We start from the raw sequence: 13,427 nt of genomic DNA on the forward strand, positions 1-13,427 counted from the left end.
GGAGCCGCCATGAACGAAATCGTCATGCCTAAACTCTCCGATACCATGACCGAGGGAAGGCTGGTCAGTTGGAAGAAGCGGGTAGGGGACGAGGTGCGCCGCGGAGAGGTAATCGCCGAGGTGGAGACCGACAAGGCGAACATGGAACTGGAAGCCTACGCTCCGGGGGTCTTGCTGGAGATCAAGGTGCAGCCAGGCGAAATGGTGCAGGTGGGGACGGTGATCGCTCTGGTCGGCAAGGCGGGTGAAAAGCCGGGCGCCGCCCCGGAGACCGAGGCGCCCAAGGAGGCCGCGGCTCCCGCTGACCAGGGGGGCGCCGCGCCTACCGCCCAGCCGGCCCGCGCCGAGGACCTGGCCGAGCAGGAGGGGGAACACCAAGCTCCCGCTGCCCCGCCTGTCCCGGGAGAGGAAACGACCCAGCCGGCGACCGAATCCCCGGGTGCTCCAAAGCAGTACATACCGACCAGGGCTCCCTCCCCGGGCGGTCCTGCTCCGGAAACGGCACCCCCGGGGAGAGAACGGGCCGCTCCGGTGGTGCGCCGCCGCGCCAGGGAGTTAGGCATCGAGCTTGCGCAGGTTCACGGCAGCGGCCCGGAGGGGCGTATCCTGCTCCAGGACTTGGAGGGGGAGGGGCGTCACATTGCGGGAACCGGCGCAACGACGCGTCCAGCCCCCCAGCCAGTCCAGCCCGAGCCGGGTCAACCGCAGGACCAGGCTGCCCGGCCGCAGGTCGAGGCTGCGCCTGAGAGAAGCAAGACCCCGGGGCCGAGACTGGTGCAGGAGGTAAAGGCGATGTCCCGGCTCAGGGCGGCGGTAGCCAAGACTGTCGCGGATTCCTGGGCACACATCCCTCATTTCACGGTAACCATGGACATCGCCATGGACGAGGCGGAGTCGGTTCGGCGCCAGTTGAAACAGGGAGGGATGCGGATCACGGTCAACGACCTCATCGTCAAGGCGGTTACCCTCGCCTTGACCAAGTTTCCCCAACTGAACGCGAGCTTCGCGCAGGAGGGGCTGCAGTTTCACGGTGAGGTGAACGTAAGCGTGGCGGTGGGGGTGCCCGAGGGGGTGCTCATGCCGGTGATCCATGGCTGCCAGGACCTTTCCCTGCCCGCGATCGCCCAGGAGGCGGACCGGCTGGTGCAGCGGGCCAGGTCCGGCGCCCTGACCGAGAAGGAGATGACCGGCGGCACCTTCTCCGTCTCCAACCTGGGCATGTTCCAGGTCAGCAGCTTCAGTGCCGTCATCCCGCCGTCCCAGGCGGGGGTGCTCGCTGTCGGGGCGGTGGTGGATGTTCCCGTGCTGCGCGCAGGTGTACTGGGGAACGCCAGGGTAATGAAGGTCACCCTCTCCGCAGACCACCGCGTGGTTGATGGCGCCTATGCCGCACAGTTCCTGGTCGAATTGCGGGACGTGCTGGAAAATCCGGTGCGCCTCCTCATGTAACCGAAAAGGGGCGGGCCTTCGGCCTGCCCCTCGTTCTTTCCCGTCACCCGCATCACTGTCGTTCACTTCCCCTTCCTGCTGCTCTTGGTCTCGTCTCTGTTCCCGCCCACAGCCCGCGCCTGCACCTCCACTGGCCGGGGGCTCTCCCTTTTTTTCTCATTATCCTGCTAAAGAATGGTTCCCATGAGCCGATAGGAAAAAGTGCTGCCGGGCACAAACTCTGAAAGGAGCGCCTGTCGGCACCAACGCACACCTAAACTGGGGGAAGGCTATGAAGTGCTTGATAGTAGATGACGAGGCTTTTTGCCGTGACTTTGTCGCCACCTTGCTCAGCGCGACGGCCGATTGTCACCAGGCCAGCAGCGGCATGGAGGCACTGGAGAAATACAACACCGCCCTGGCGGGCGACGATCCGTTCGACCTGGTGATCATGGACATCATGATGCCCGGGATGAGCGGCCACGACGCGGCCAAGGCGATCAGGCATATCGAGAAGGAGCAGAAACCGGCCAAGCGGGTGAACATCGTCATGCTGACCGCGCTGAACTCCTCCAACGACGCCATGGAGTCCTTCTGCAACGCGCAATCGGCGGCCTACCTGGTGAAGCCGGTCTCCAAAGAGGGGCTTTTCAACGTGCTGTCCAAACTCGGACTAATGAAACGCTAGACCTTCACGGGGCGCTGCAGCCTCAGACCGGCCGGCTGCAGCCCCACCATTTCTAGGCTACCTTGAACTGGGCCACCAGTGTGCCCAGGTCGTCCGACAGGTTCGCCAGCTCCGCAGCCGCGAGCGACGAATCCTGTGATCCCTGTACGGTTACCTGCACCACCTCAGATATCCTGGAGATGTTGCCGGTTATCTCGCTGATGGTGGCCGTCTGCTCCTCCGCCGCGGTGGCGATCTGGTTTACCTGCATGCTTACCGCGTTGATCTGGTCCAGGATCTCCTGCAGCGCGGCGCCGGACTTGGCGGCTTCCTCAGTTCCATGCTGCACCTCGCGCACACCTTCCTCCATCGCCAGCACCGCTCCCTTGGTTTCTCCCTGAATCGCCTTGATCATCTCGCCGATCTCTCGCGTCGCCTTGGTGGTGCGTTCCGCCAGGGCGCGCACCTCGTCGGCAACGACCGCGAAACCGCGCCCTTGTTCCCCGGCCCGCGCCGCTTCGATGGCGGCGTTGAGCGCAAGCAGGTTGGTCTGGTCGGCGATGTCCTCGATGGTGCCCACGATGGCGCCGATCTGGTCCGAGCGCTCCCCGAGGCTTTCCACGGTTCGGGAGGTCGCGTTGACACGGTCCGCAATCCGGTTCATCACCTCGACTGTTTGAGCCACCACCTGTGCCCCGGTTTCGGCAGCGCTACTGGCCTGTTTTGAGTTTCTGGCCGCCTCATGGCAGTTGAGCGCGATCTCGTTGGAGGTGGCGGACATCTGCTCGCTTGCGGTGGCAACGGTCTGGGCCTGGCAGGCGACCTGCTCCGCGCCGTTGGCCATTTGCTCGGAACTGCGCTGCAGTAAGCTCGACGACGCCGCAATGCCGCTGGAGATGTCTCCGGTGCGCGTCACCACTTCCCGTAGATGCTGCAGCATGTTGCCGATGGCAACCATGAGACGGCCGGTTTCGGCCGACTCGTCACCCTCGATCTTGGCTGTCAGGTCCCGTTGCGCGATGCGTCCCGCGGTGGCCACGGCGATGCGCAGCGGCGCTGCAATGCACCTGTCCAACCACATCGCCCCCCAAATAGAGCTGCCGATGGCTGCGAGCAGCAGGGCGAGGATGGCTAGCCTGACGCCACGCACGCTTCCCGGAGCCTGCACCTGCGCCGCCCCCTGGTCAGCGATGGCACCGGCAAGTTGAGCCAGCGTTCCCTGGATCTCCCCGCGTCTTGTCTTAAGGTCCCGCAGCGCCTGGAGCGCCAGCCCCTTGTCCCCGAGGTTGATCAGCTGCAGTGCCCTGCTGCGCGCCGCTTGGGCCGCGGCGACCTTCGTGGAGAGGGTTTGAAATAGGGCTTTGTCCTTGTCGGTGGATGGCGCCGCTTTCAGTTTGGCGACTTGGTCGGAAATTCCCTTCTCGGTGGCGGCCGCCGCGCTCAATTCGGACCGTGCGTCCGACATGCCTCCAGTCGTCAGCGCCTCGGCCAGGCGCTGACCGGCGCCTGCGTTTGCGGCACCAATCTCCGCTATGGATCGCATCTGTGCCAACTGCCGCTCGGCTTGGCTGCGGGCGCCGCTGGAAGCGGCACGGTTGCCATACAATGCGGTGATGGACAGGATCACCGATACCGCGGCGCTGATGCCAAAGCCGACAATAAGTTTTGCCCTGAGGTCCAAGTTAGTGCCCATCCCCCGCCTCCCTTGAGCTGCCAATCTGGTGGAAAAATTAAAACAAATTCATAGTATAGGGTGGGATGTCGACCTGTCAAGACGGCCCGGCTACGGGCAGGCAGGACGACCCTTCTGACGATAAACCTGTAACCGGAACCGGCGTCATTTGTCTTTGCAGCCGACTCCCCCTGTGCTAGGTTGCGCCAACAGGTAGTGCCAGATATGACCGTAAAGGAGTCGCTATTTCATGGACGAAAAATTGAAACAGGCTATTTTTCGGCAGGTTGAACTGGAGCCCTTCGCTCAGACCTTGAAGATGGAGCTGGTGCAGCTCGAGGAGGGATTTTCCGCCGTGGAGATGTCTTACGACGCGGGGGTGATGAACAATATGTTCGGACGGGCCCACGGCGGCGCGATCTTTTCGCTCGTCGACGAGGCCTTCGAAACCGTGTGCCAGACCGTCGGCTGTGTCACGGTAGCCCTCAACGTCTCGGTGAACTTCGTGGCAAGCCCGGAATTGGGAGCGAGGCTAAGGGCTGAAGCCAGAGAAGTCAACAGCACCAGGAAAACGGCAAGCTACGACATAAAGGTCCACGACCAGAACGGTATACTCATAGCAGTATGTCAGGCACTGGCATATCGAACGGGAAAGCCGCTTCCCTTTGTCTCACCAGAGCAAGCTTAGCTAGAAGCATCCACGATTCATCGTTAGCCGGACTGGCCGATGGCCAGCCACCAAGCGTAAAGCACCACCGAAGCGCTGGCCAGCGCGAGCAGGGCGTTGGCCAGACGCCCCGGCCTACCCAAGTAACTCACCAGCAGTTCCGCTACAAACCCGAACAGACAGCCGAACATGAACCCGAACAGGTGCGCACCGAGATCGGTCCTTTCCCCTTCCGTGCCCAAAAGCACCAGTAGCGACAGCGCCGCGGCGATGGGGAGTGGCCAGCGCCTGCGCAGGTGGTGCCGGTAGCGCATCATGGTGAGGGCGCCCAGGATGCCGACCGCGCCGAACACCGCAGTGGAAGCCCCTACCGAGGTATGGCTCGGGAGCTGGACGTAGGCGTTAGCCAGGTTACCGCAGATGCCTGAGGCGAGGAGCAGGGTCCAGGCGAACCCCGAGCCCAGGTCCCGGCAGAGGTAGACGATGAAGACCCCGCCGATGGCCAGGTTGCTCACCAGGTGCAGCGCGTCCGCGTGCAGCGTGAGGGCTGTCACCAGGCGCCACCACTCACCCTTGAGGATCAGGCCGGCGTGGGCGTTGCCGATGTCGAGCCAGTCAACCGGATAGTGTCCCAGGATCTTCAGGTCCAGGTTGGTGAGGTTGTGGAAGGTGGCCAGCAGGATCAGGATGGAGAGGGTAGGGAGGGTGTTCTCCTTCATGGGGTGCACCGGTGGCAAAAACGGCGGCCAGTTGCGGTTCTCATCCACATAGAGGTTCAACTCGCGGCAGGCGGCGTCGTAGTTCTCCGGGGCGACCCACACCTGCCACCCCCGCGGTCCCGGCTCGAGCCGGCACTCGATGAAGCGTGATTCCAGCACCAGCGCCCACAGGCGGGCCTGGCGCAGGGACAGTTTTCGCCCGCGTTCCTCCACCCGCCAGACCGGGACGATTCGCCAATCGTCCTGCGGTGCTACGCTATGATCCTGGTCCTCGGTCATGCCGGGCAGTATGTCAGATCCTTCCGGCGTCGTCACCAACAAATGGGAAGCGCCGCCGCAGGTTTTGCCTTCTTGTCGCTCCATCGTTTGTACCTGCAGGCGGCCGCTCCAACCGCGGCTCCGCCTTCCTTGACTATTTTTATCGCAGTGCTAAAAGAACCTAGTGCTGACGGACGGTTAAATCAAGGGGGGCGGAAAGATTGATTCCAAGGAGAAACGAGGATGCGATCCAGGGTCAGGCTGATCAAAACGGCGGTCCCGCCACTGCTTGCAGCTGGAACTTGCAACGCTCCCGGTTGCAGGAACCGGCATCCTTCACGCAGGTGGCCGATCAGGATGCGCTGGCACCGCCGGTTGATCCGCATCGGCAAGAGGAGGTACGTCAACATGATCAGTGACAAGATAAGGGAACTGGCCGAGCAGGTGGGTCATGCCTTCGTCGCGACCTGCGATACCGGCGGTCATCCGCATCTCGCCGCGGGCCGTGGCATTGCCCTGTTCCAGCCGAATCGTCTGGTGTTCGAGTCCTGGTTCTGCCCCACCACGATGAAAAACCTGCAGGGTAACCCCCACGTTTCGGTGGTGGTTGCCGACGATGCGGGAAACGGGTACCAGTTCGTGGGGAAGGTGGAGAAGGCGACCGATACTGCGGTCTTGAACGGATATGCCCCTGAACTCGAGCCTGCCGGATTGCCGCAGGTGCAGTGGAGGCTCGAGATCAGGGTAGAAGGCGTGATGGCTTTTACTGCCGATGCTCATTCGGATCGCCCGCTCGGCTAGGGTGCGGGCCGCTGACAGCGTTACTGCGTCTTGAGGAGCAGTTCTTCCGCCCTGGGCAGGTCTTCCTCCGCTACCTCAATTTCACCTGTTACATCTTCCTGGGCTTTGCCCGTCACGAAATACTCGATACCGCCTTGTTTCAGCACCGCCTCAACGCGGGCCAGTTCTGCTTCATTCTTGGCATCATAGAACTTCACCATGGTTCATCCTCCTTGTTCGCTGGTGCGCTTCAGAGGTGCGAGGGAGGCTGGACGGTCAGCTCCGCCTCTCTTGCCGCTCGCTCGCGGTTTATCCTGCTGCGCGGGCTTTCCAGTGCACGATCGAGGGACCAGCGGCCTGCGCCCCAGATCACGAGACTTACCGCCACCGTGATGGCGAGCAGCGGAAACTCCACGCCCGGGGAGAGCTGTTTGCCGCTCCAGGTGGTCAGAAATCCGTTGTCGTAGTTAAGCACCCCAAGCGATGCCAGCATCATCACGATTATGGCGACGGCTGCTATCCTTACGTAGGCTCCCAGCATCAGTGCCATACCTCCGAAGAACTGGGTCATGATGAACAGGACGCCGATTATCTTCGGCAATCCAAGCTGTGTGGTCAGCACAGCCATTGCGTGCTCAAAGCCCAGCCCCCAGAACCATCCTAGCAGATTTTGGGCACCATGTAGAAACATCACGAGGCCCAGTCCTACTCTCAGTACCGTTCCCGTCCAACTGTCGTTGGTCAGCAGCAACCTTTCCATTGTCCATCCTCCTTTGGTCGTGTTTGGATTCGACACTCTTGATTCAGCTCCCTTCAGCCAGCTTGTTCCCCTTCCGGATTTGGCTTAGCAAATTCTAATCATATCCTTTCCAAAAGCAAGAGTCATCGCACCTATGCCGCCACTGGGGCATTTCGCTCCCCCATGGTTACGTCATTTCGCGCATGGTGCAGCCAGATCCGGCGTAAAGACCAAACCTTTGGCCCATGCTACCGCCTGGTGACGGCCGGGCGCCGTTGCACCGCAAAAAGGACGTATTAATTTCCAACAGAGGTCGGCCGGAAATGGGCAAGAATTTCTTACGGTTGGCAGGAAGCACTGCGGCGACCATTCTAATAAACCCGGTCGTCTTCTTACATGTGCGAATTTTGCACAATTTGGGCACGTTTTCGGCAGATAAGAGGCAACTGTACGTTGGAAGCGGTCGGTGCTTTATTGAATGCTTTGAGGTGTGAAATGAAGAGAAGGGTCCTGATAGTTGACGACGTAGAAGATATCAGGCAGATGCTGCGCTTCATGGTGGAAAGGGAAGGGCATGTTATCGTGGCGGAGGCCGCCAACGGTATCGAGGCGGTGGAAAAATACCGCGAGCATCGCCCTGACGTTACCATCATGGACATCGACATGCCGCTGATGACCGGTGTGGAGGCTGCGCGCGAGATCCGCGACATGGGCGGCAGCACGCGGATCGTCTTCTGCAGCGGGGGGTACTCCAAGTTCGAGACTCCTCCCCGGGAACTGCACAGTGAAGGAAGCACCTTTTTGCGGAAACCGTTTCTTCCCGCACAGCTGTACCAGGCATTGGCTGCCTGAACGGCGACTTTAATTTCGATGCTGCTGATGTTCTGTTGTGTTTTTGATGCTGCTGATGTTTTGGAATGTTGATTTTGTTGCTGATGTTTTGGAATGTTGATTTTGTTGCTGATGTTTTGGAATGTTGATTTTGTTGCTGATGTCGATGATGTTTTGTCAGTTTTGTGATGTTTTTGATGTGTCTTGTGGTGCAATGCTCTGTATCCGTTTCAATGCTTGTTATGTCATGAAATGTAATGCGTTGATGTGATGTGGTGAATGCAATGTTCTTTTAACTATTACCTTTGTTGCTTTATTTGATGGAGATCCAGGAGTTGTAGAAGTTGTGGCCGTCGAGGCCATGCAGGCAGTCCATGTATTTGATTATGCTGTTGTGTCGATGGGAGCCGTCTTGGCTCCCATTTTTTATTTGGATGGCATTACCGCATTTCGGTTTTCCGCTGCGACCGGATCGACAGTGGCCTTCGCGTCTGCGTCAATCGAAATTGATGTATGCGATTTGCCCCTGCTTGTGCTAGGGTAATGTTTTTCCAAGCGGCGGCCGCAGCCCCTGCGTCTGGCCACCAGAAATACAATGAATGGTAGGATGGTATTTCAACATGACCTCACAACATCTGCAGAAAATCACCGACCAGCTTGACAGCCTCCATGGCCACGCCTATTTCCGGGTGGAGGAGGGCGCCCTCAAGGAATGCCTGACCGCGATGATCCTCGACGCCGTGGAGGGCGATCTTGCCGAGCAACTGGCCAGCGGCGCCTTCGATCTGGAAGTGAGCGTCGGGGTCCAGGAGGGGGAGAGCGAACCGACTGTCGATTTTCGCGTCGATCGTCCCGGCGTGATTTACCGTTCCGATGCCCCCGTCTCGCGCCTCAGCGTTCCGGCACTGGAGGATCTGACCCGTTTCCTTGAGAACCTGGCACAACAGGCACAGGCGGCGCCGGTGAGCGAGGAAAAGGGGAGCAGCAGCAACATCGTGCGCAAGCAACAGGACCACGACCACCACGAAAAAGAGGCAGCCGCGGCCAGGCTCAAGGTCACTCCGCAGTGGCTGAAGAGCGTGGTTCCTTGCACCGATTACAGTTACGACGAGATCGACGGCAAGAAATACATCCGGGAGTACTACTGGTCCCGCGAGTTGATCGAGCGGCTCTTCAAGATCAAGTCGACCAAGACTACCCCCGAGGACCTGCAGTACGTGGCGCAGGAATGCTGCGAGGGCGACACCGACTGGGCGCGCGACCTGATCGCCCGGCTCAAGTCCCCTAACCGCCCCGAGCAGCAGCAAAAAGAGCAGCCGCAGAAGAACCAGCCGCAAAAGGAAAAGGAGAAGGGCGCCGTTCAGCAGCAGGCCAAGCCTGCGGCAGGCGATCGTCCCCGCAGCCGCTCCCGACACCGCAAATCCTTCCGGAACAGCAAGGATGGCGCCCGCAAGTCCGAGGGCGCGGGCGACGCGAAGAAACCTTCCTGATTTTCCGGTTTCCTCTTCCCGGATCCCCTCACCCTGACCCTCTCCCGGAGGTAGAGGGGATGTGGGCGTCAGGGGCATAAAAGCATGTTTGCGGACCTACGAAAAAAGGTCCCCCTCGACGCACGAGGGGGACCTTTCTATTTGGGTTGGGGGCGGCGGAACAGTTCCTTCGCTGCTCCATTGCTCGCTTGGGGAAACGCTGCGCTACCGCACTTTACTGCTCGCGCAGATAACGGGCGAAAGCGGTGTCAACCTTCTTGATGTGCCGGATGAGCCAGTCGGCGAGAGTTCGGTTGGTCTGGATCACCAGGGGGAGCGTCGCCCCCTCCTCGCGGAAGGAGCTGGTCAGCTTGTGCACGTCGGCCATGAAAGCGACGTGCTGCGCCTTATGTGCCGGGTAGTCGGGATAGTTGCTCCCTTTTTGCAGTTGCTCTTCCGCGGCGAAGTGTTCCTTGACGTAGTCCTCAAGAAAGAGCAACAGCTTCAGAACTTCCTCGTTGCCTTTCCCCTCGTTGCAGGCCGTCAACAGGCGGTCGAACCTCCTGAAAATCTCTTTGTGCTGCTCGTCGATCTCGTTCACGCCGATGGCGAGGTCAGTGGTCCACTCGATGTTCATGTCTCGCTCCTTTTTGGTTTGGGTGCTGTAGTAATGTCGGGCTCTTGGCGCTGTTGCTGCGCAAGCATCAGGGCTCGTTTTCCGGCGGGGCTAGTGGGTCCAGCCCCGGCAGTTCGATTTCGAAGCAGGTACCCATGCCCGGGGTGCTCGACACCCTGATGTCTCCGCCGTGGTCCTTGACGATGCCGTAGGAGACCGAGAGGCCGAGGCCGGTGCCGGTGTCCTTGGTGGTGAAGAAGGGGGTGAATATCTTCTCCAGGTGCTCGGGGGAGATCCCCTTGCCGGTGTCCCGGATTTCCACGATGCAGCCGTTGCCCGGGCCGTGACGGCGGGTGGTAAGCCGCAGCGTCCCCCCGTCGGGGAGCATGGCCTGCACTGCGTTCAGGATGATGTTGCTGAAGACCTGGCGCAACTGGTCGGTGTCCCCGGTCACCGGTCCCAGGTTCAGGTCGTATTCCCATTTCACCGAAACCGTGTCCATCGGGACCTGGTGTCTGATCTGGGCCACGATGTCGTCCAGCACCTCGTGCACCATGAACTGGCGCTGGTTGAGCGACTTCTGGCGCGCGAAGGTCAAAAGGTTCCCGACGATCTTCGCCATGCGCTCGGTCTGCTGGCTGATGATCTCCACCTCTTCGCGGTTGGGGTGCTCGTTGGGGAGGCACATCTCCAGCACCTCGGTGTTGCCGCGGATGATGGCCAAGGGAGTGTTGATCTCGTGCGCCACGCCGGCGGCGACGATGCCCAGGTCCGCAAGCTTCTCGGCGCGCGCCAGGTCCGCCTGGGTCTCGGCTAGGAGCTTGGTCTTGTCCGAGAGCTGCGCGGTGCGCTCCTCGATCTTCAGCTCCAGGGCGCGGTGCAAAAGGCCGATCTCAGCCTCCTGGCGCCCCAGGGCCCGGGTCATCAGGTTGAAAGCCTCGGCCAGGTCGCCCACCTCGTCGGTGGACTGCACCTCGATCTGCAGGTCGCGCTCGCCCCGGGCCACCCGGTGCGCCAGCTTCTCCAGTTCCTTGATCGGGCGCGCCAAGAGGGTTCCGATGAAGCCGGAGACCGCGATGCCGATCAGCGAGGTGACGAAGAGCACCAGGTACAGGATCGAGTTGACGCTCTTTTGCATGTGGGTGTAGGGCTTTTCCAGCATCCCCACATAGAGAGAGCCGATCGCCTTCCCCCGCAGGTCGATGATCGGCTCATAGGCGGTGAAGTACCAGTCGTTGACCACGAAGGCGCGGCCGATCCACTTCTTCTTCTCCTGGATCACCTGCTTGTAGACCTGCTCAGAGACCCGGGTGCCGATGGCGCGGGCCCCGTCGGTGGTGCGCACGTTGGTGGCGATGCGGGTGTCACCGAGGAAGATGGTGGCGCTCCCCACGTCCGTCCCCTTGAACTGCACCCCCTCGTAGACGATCTCCTTGATCTTGTCCACCAAGGCGTTGTTGTTGTTGAGGAGGATGCCGCCGTAGAGCGCGCCGATCACGGTGCCGGCGCTGTTTCTGAGCGGGAAGGCGGAAACCATGATCATGCCCGAGCGTTCCGTCTTGTCGGCGCGCGGTCGGGCGTGCGGGGTGGAAATGAGGGGGATGGTGGCGCGGTTGGTAAGGGTGATCCCCTCCCTGCCCAGTTCGTCCGGGGTAAGCACCGTGGTCCCGGTGACGGCGATCCCCTTGAGCGCCTGTTCCACGAAGTAGGAGGTCTGCCGGTCCCCTTTGAGCTGCGGGCTGTGAGCTCGGAAGAGCACACGTCCGGAGGCGTCGACCGCGGTGAGCATGTCGAGGTGCTTGTTCTCCATGCGGCTGCGCAAAAGGGACTGGATGTTCTTCTCGCCGGCCACGATGGAGTTGGCGTTGTAGGGGTTGGTGGCGGTGAGGTCCATCAACTCCCGGATATGCTCAAGCTCGTTCCGGTACACCTCGCGCGCCGAGTTGAGGTCGGTGCGCACCTTTTCCTGCGCCTGGCTGGCGATCTTGTCGTTGATGATGTAGAGGCCGGCCAGGGAGCAGATGAAGAAGGCGACGAAGAGGGGGGCGACGGAGCCGACGGTGAGCTTGGCCCGGATCGGGAAACGCCTGAGCATCAGCGGATGCCCTCGTCTTCAAGGCCGTACTCCTCGATCTTGCGGTCCAGGGTGCGCCTGGCGATTTCGAGGATCTTGGCGGCGCGACTTTTGTTGTTGCCGGAGGCCTTGAGGACGTGCAGGATGTGTTCGCGCTCCACGGTCTCCAGGGAAACCAGGCGCTTGCCGCCGTCCTGCCTGGTATCGGGAAGCTGGGGCGGGGTGCGCCAGACCGGCAGGGTCTCGGCGGTGATGGTGTTGCCGCGGGTCAGGATGGCCGCGCGTTCGATGGCATTTTCCAACTCGCGGATGTTGCCGGGCCAATTGTACGATTTCAGAAGCTGCATCGCCTCGCGGGTGAAGTCGCTGATGTCTCGCTTCATGCGCGCCGCGTACTTGGCCAGGAAGTGCCGGGCCAAAAGCTCGATGTCATCGCCCCGATCCCTTAAAGGGGGGAGGTGCAGCGAGATCACGTTGAGCCGGAAGAATAGGTCCTCGCGGAAGCGCTTCTGGCGCACCTCTTCTTCGAGGTCCTTGTTGGTCGCGGCCACGAAACGGATGTCGACGCTTTTGGCCTTGGTGTCGCCGACCGGAATGAAGTCTCCCTCCTGCAGCACGCGCAGCAGTTTCGCCTGGATGGCCTGGCTCATGTCGCCCACCTCGTCCAGGAACAGCGTGCCGTGGTTGGCCGCCTCCAAAAGTCCCTTCTGGGCGTTGATGGCGCCGGTGAAGGCTCCTTTCACGTGGCCGAAAAGTTGGCTTTCCAAGAGGGTATCGGAGAGGGCGGCGCAGTTGATGGTGAGGAAGCGTTCCTTCGCCCGGGGACTGTTGTTGTGGATCAGGCTGGCGATGAGCTCCTTGCCGGTCCCGGATTCCCCGAGGATGACCACGTTTGACTCGCTCTGGGCCACCAGCATGGCCATGTCGTGCACCCGCCTGAAGGTCTCGGAGTTGAAGATGAGAGGGGTCGCCGCCGAGGGGATGCCCAACTCGTCCTTGAGCGCAGTGTTTTCCTTGAGCAGTTCCTTGCGCTCCAGCACCTTTTCCAGGATGCCGAAGATCTTCTCCTTGGGGAAGGGCTTGGTGACGTAATCGTAGGCGCCCAGCTTCATCGCCTCGATGGCCGAATTGATGGAGGCGTAGGCGGTCATCATGACCACCGGGACGTCCAGTTTCATCCTCTTCACGCGCTGCAGTATTTCCAGGCCGTCCAGGTCGGGCATTTTTACGTCGAGGAGCATCAGGTCGCCGTCGTCAAGCCCCCGGTTCTCCAGGCAGTTCATCAGGGAGGTGCCGGAGCTGAACACCTCGAGCTCCAGCCCCTTGGCCGATAGAATCTTGCTCAGGTACCTGAGGATCTCGACCTCGTCGTCGCAAATGATCACCTTGCCGTTATACATAATTGTTGGTCACCTGTAGTCTTGGGGCGGCAGCATTTCGGTGTGCTACACGGCGCTTGGGAGCTGCCCCGGATTGTGTAGACACCGGATCACTATCTTTCGCCTGA

General features: G+C 61.0%; 13 protein-coding genes. 6 read left to right on the plus strand and 7 right to left on the minus strand.

Annotation, left to right across the window (positions count from 1 at the left end; all coding sequences use genetic code 11):
- The first annotated feature begins 9 nt into the window (after positions 1-9).
- Positions 10-1,449 (plus strand): dihydrolipoamide acetyltransferase family protein, encoded by a 1,440-nt coding sequence (locus JFN90_RS08940; RefSeq protein ID WP_199394768.1) that lies wholly within the window; start codon positions 10-12, stop codon positions 1,447-1,449.
- Between the two features lie 271 nt (positions 1,450-1,720).
- Positions 1,721-2,116 carry a response regulator gene (locus JFN90_RS08945; protein ID WP_199394769.1) on the plus strand — a complete coding sequence of 132 codons (396 nt, stop codon included), beginning with the start codon at positions 1,721-1,723 and terminating at the stop codon, positions 2,114-2,116.
- A 52-nt stretch (positions 2,117-2,168) separates the two neighbouring features.
- Here the strand turns inward: JFN90_RS08945 and JFN90_RS08950 are convergent, their stop codons facing one another.
- Positions 2,169-3,788: a methyl-accepting chemotaxis protein gene (locus JFN90_RS08950; RefSeq protein ID WP_199394770.1), complete on the minus strand. Its 1,620-nt coding sequence runs from the start codon at positions 3,786-3,788 to the stop codon at positions 2,169-2,171.
- A gap of 229 nt (positions 3,789-4,017) precedes the next feature.
- On the opposite strand from JFN90_RS08950, the gene JFN90_RS08955 reads away from it, so the two are divergent.
- A complete protein-coding gene (locus JFN90_RS08955; RefSeq protein WP_199394771.1) occupies positions 4,018-4,455 on the plus strand; it encodes a PaaI family thioesterase in 438 nt (145 codons plus the stop codon).
- 23 nt (positions 4,456-4,478) lie between these two features.
- Here the strand turns inward: JFN90_RS08955 and JFN90_RS08960 are convergent, their stop codons facing one another.
- The gene (locus JFN90_RS08960; RefSeq protein ID WP_236018918.1) at positions 4,479-5,516 is read right to left on the minus strand and encodes a rhomboid family protein; all 1,038 of its coding nucleotides are present in this window, start codon (positions 5,514-5,516) and stop codon (positions 4,479-4,481) included.
- Between the two features lie 138 nt (positions 5,517-5,654).
- Here JFN90_RS08960 and JFN90_RS08965 point away from each other — a divergent pair, with 138 nt between their 5' ends.
- Entirely contained in the window at positions 5,655-6,212 is a 558-nt protein-coding gene (locus JFN90_RS08965; RefSeq protein ID WP_236018919.1) for a pyridoxamine 5'-phosphate oxidase family protein, read from the plus strand.
- A gap of 20 nt (positions 6,213-6,232) precedes the next feature.
- On the opposite strand, the gene JFN90_RS08970 is transcribed toward JFN90_RS08965, so the two are convergent.
- Positions 6,233-6,412, minus strand: coding sequence for a putative signal transducing protein (locus JFN90_RS08970; RefSeq protein ID WP_199394772.1), 180 nt, complete (start codon positions 6,410-6,412; stop codon positions 6,233-6,235).
- 29 nt (positions 6,413-6,441) lie between these two features.
- The gene (locus JFN90_RS08975) at positions 6,442-6,951 is read right to left on the minus strand and encodes a DoxX family protein (protein WP_199394773.1); all 510 of its coding nucleotides are present in this window, start codon (positions 6,949-6,951) and stop codon (positions 6,442-6,444) included.
- Between the two features lie 474 nt (positions 6,952-7,425).
- Here JFN90_RS08975 and JFN90_RS08980 point away from each other — a divergent pair, with 474 nt between their 5' ends.
- Together JFN90_RS08980 and JFN90_RS08985 are read left to right on the plus strand one after the other, a co-directional pair.
- Positions 7,426-7,782, plus strand: a complete 357-nt coding sequence (locus tag JFN90_RS08980) for a response regulator (RefSeq protein ID WP_199394774.1) — start codon at positions 7,426-7,428, stop codon at positions 7,780-7,782.
- A 599-nt stretch (positions 7,783-8,381) separates the two neighbouring features.
- Entirely contained in the window at positions 8,382-9,251 is an 870-nt protein-coding gene (locus JFN90_RS08985; RefSeq protein ID WP_199394775.1) for a hypothetical protein, read from the plus strand.
- A gap of 214 nt (positions 9,252-9,465) precedes the next feature.
- Here JFN90_RS08985 and JFN90_RS08990 read toward each other — a convergent pair whose 3' ends face one another.
- The 3 genes from JFN90_RS08990 to JFN90_RS09000 form a co-directional block, all read right to left on the minus strand.
- Positions 9,466-9,867 carry a bacteriohemerythrin gene (locus JFN90_RS08990; RefSeq protein ID WP_199394776.1) on the minus strand — a complete coding sequence of 134 codons (402 nt, stop codon included), beginning with the start codon at positions 9,865-9,867 and terminating at the stop codon, positions 9,466-9,468.
- A gap of 67 nt (positions 9,868-9,934) precedes the next feature.
- Complete coding sequence (locus tag JFN90_RS08995; RefSeq protein WP_199394777.1) at positions 9,935-11,941, minus strand: cache domain-containing protein; 2,007 nt, start codon at positions 11,939-11,941, stop codon at positions 9,935-9,937.
- Positions 11,941-13,320: a sigma-54-dependent transcriptional regulator gene (locus JFN90_RS09000; RefSeq protein ID WP_199394778.1), complete on the minus strand. Its 1,380-nt coding sequence runs from the start codon at positions 13,318-13,320 to the stop codon at positions 11,941-11,943. Before JFN90_RS09000 ends, JFN90_RS08995 begins: the two co-directional genes overlap by 1 nt.
- Positions 13,321-13,427: the final 107 nt, after the last annotated feature.

It is taken from the genome of Geomonas propionica (genome assembly GCF_016458235.1).
Taxonomy (GTDB): Bacteria; Desulfobacterota; Desulfuromonadia; order Geobacterales; family Geobacteraceae; genus Geomonas; species Geomonas propionica.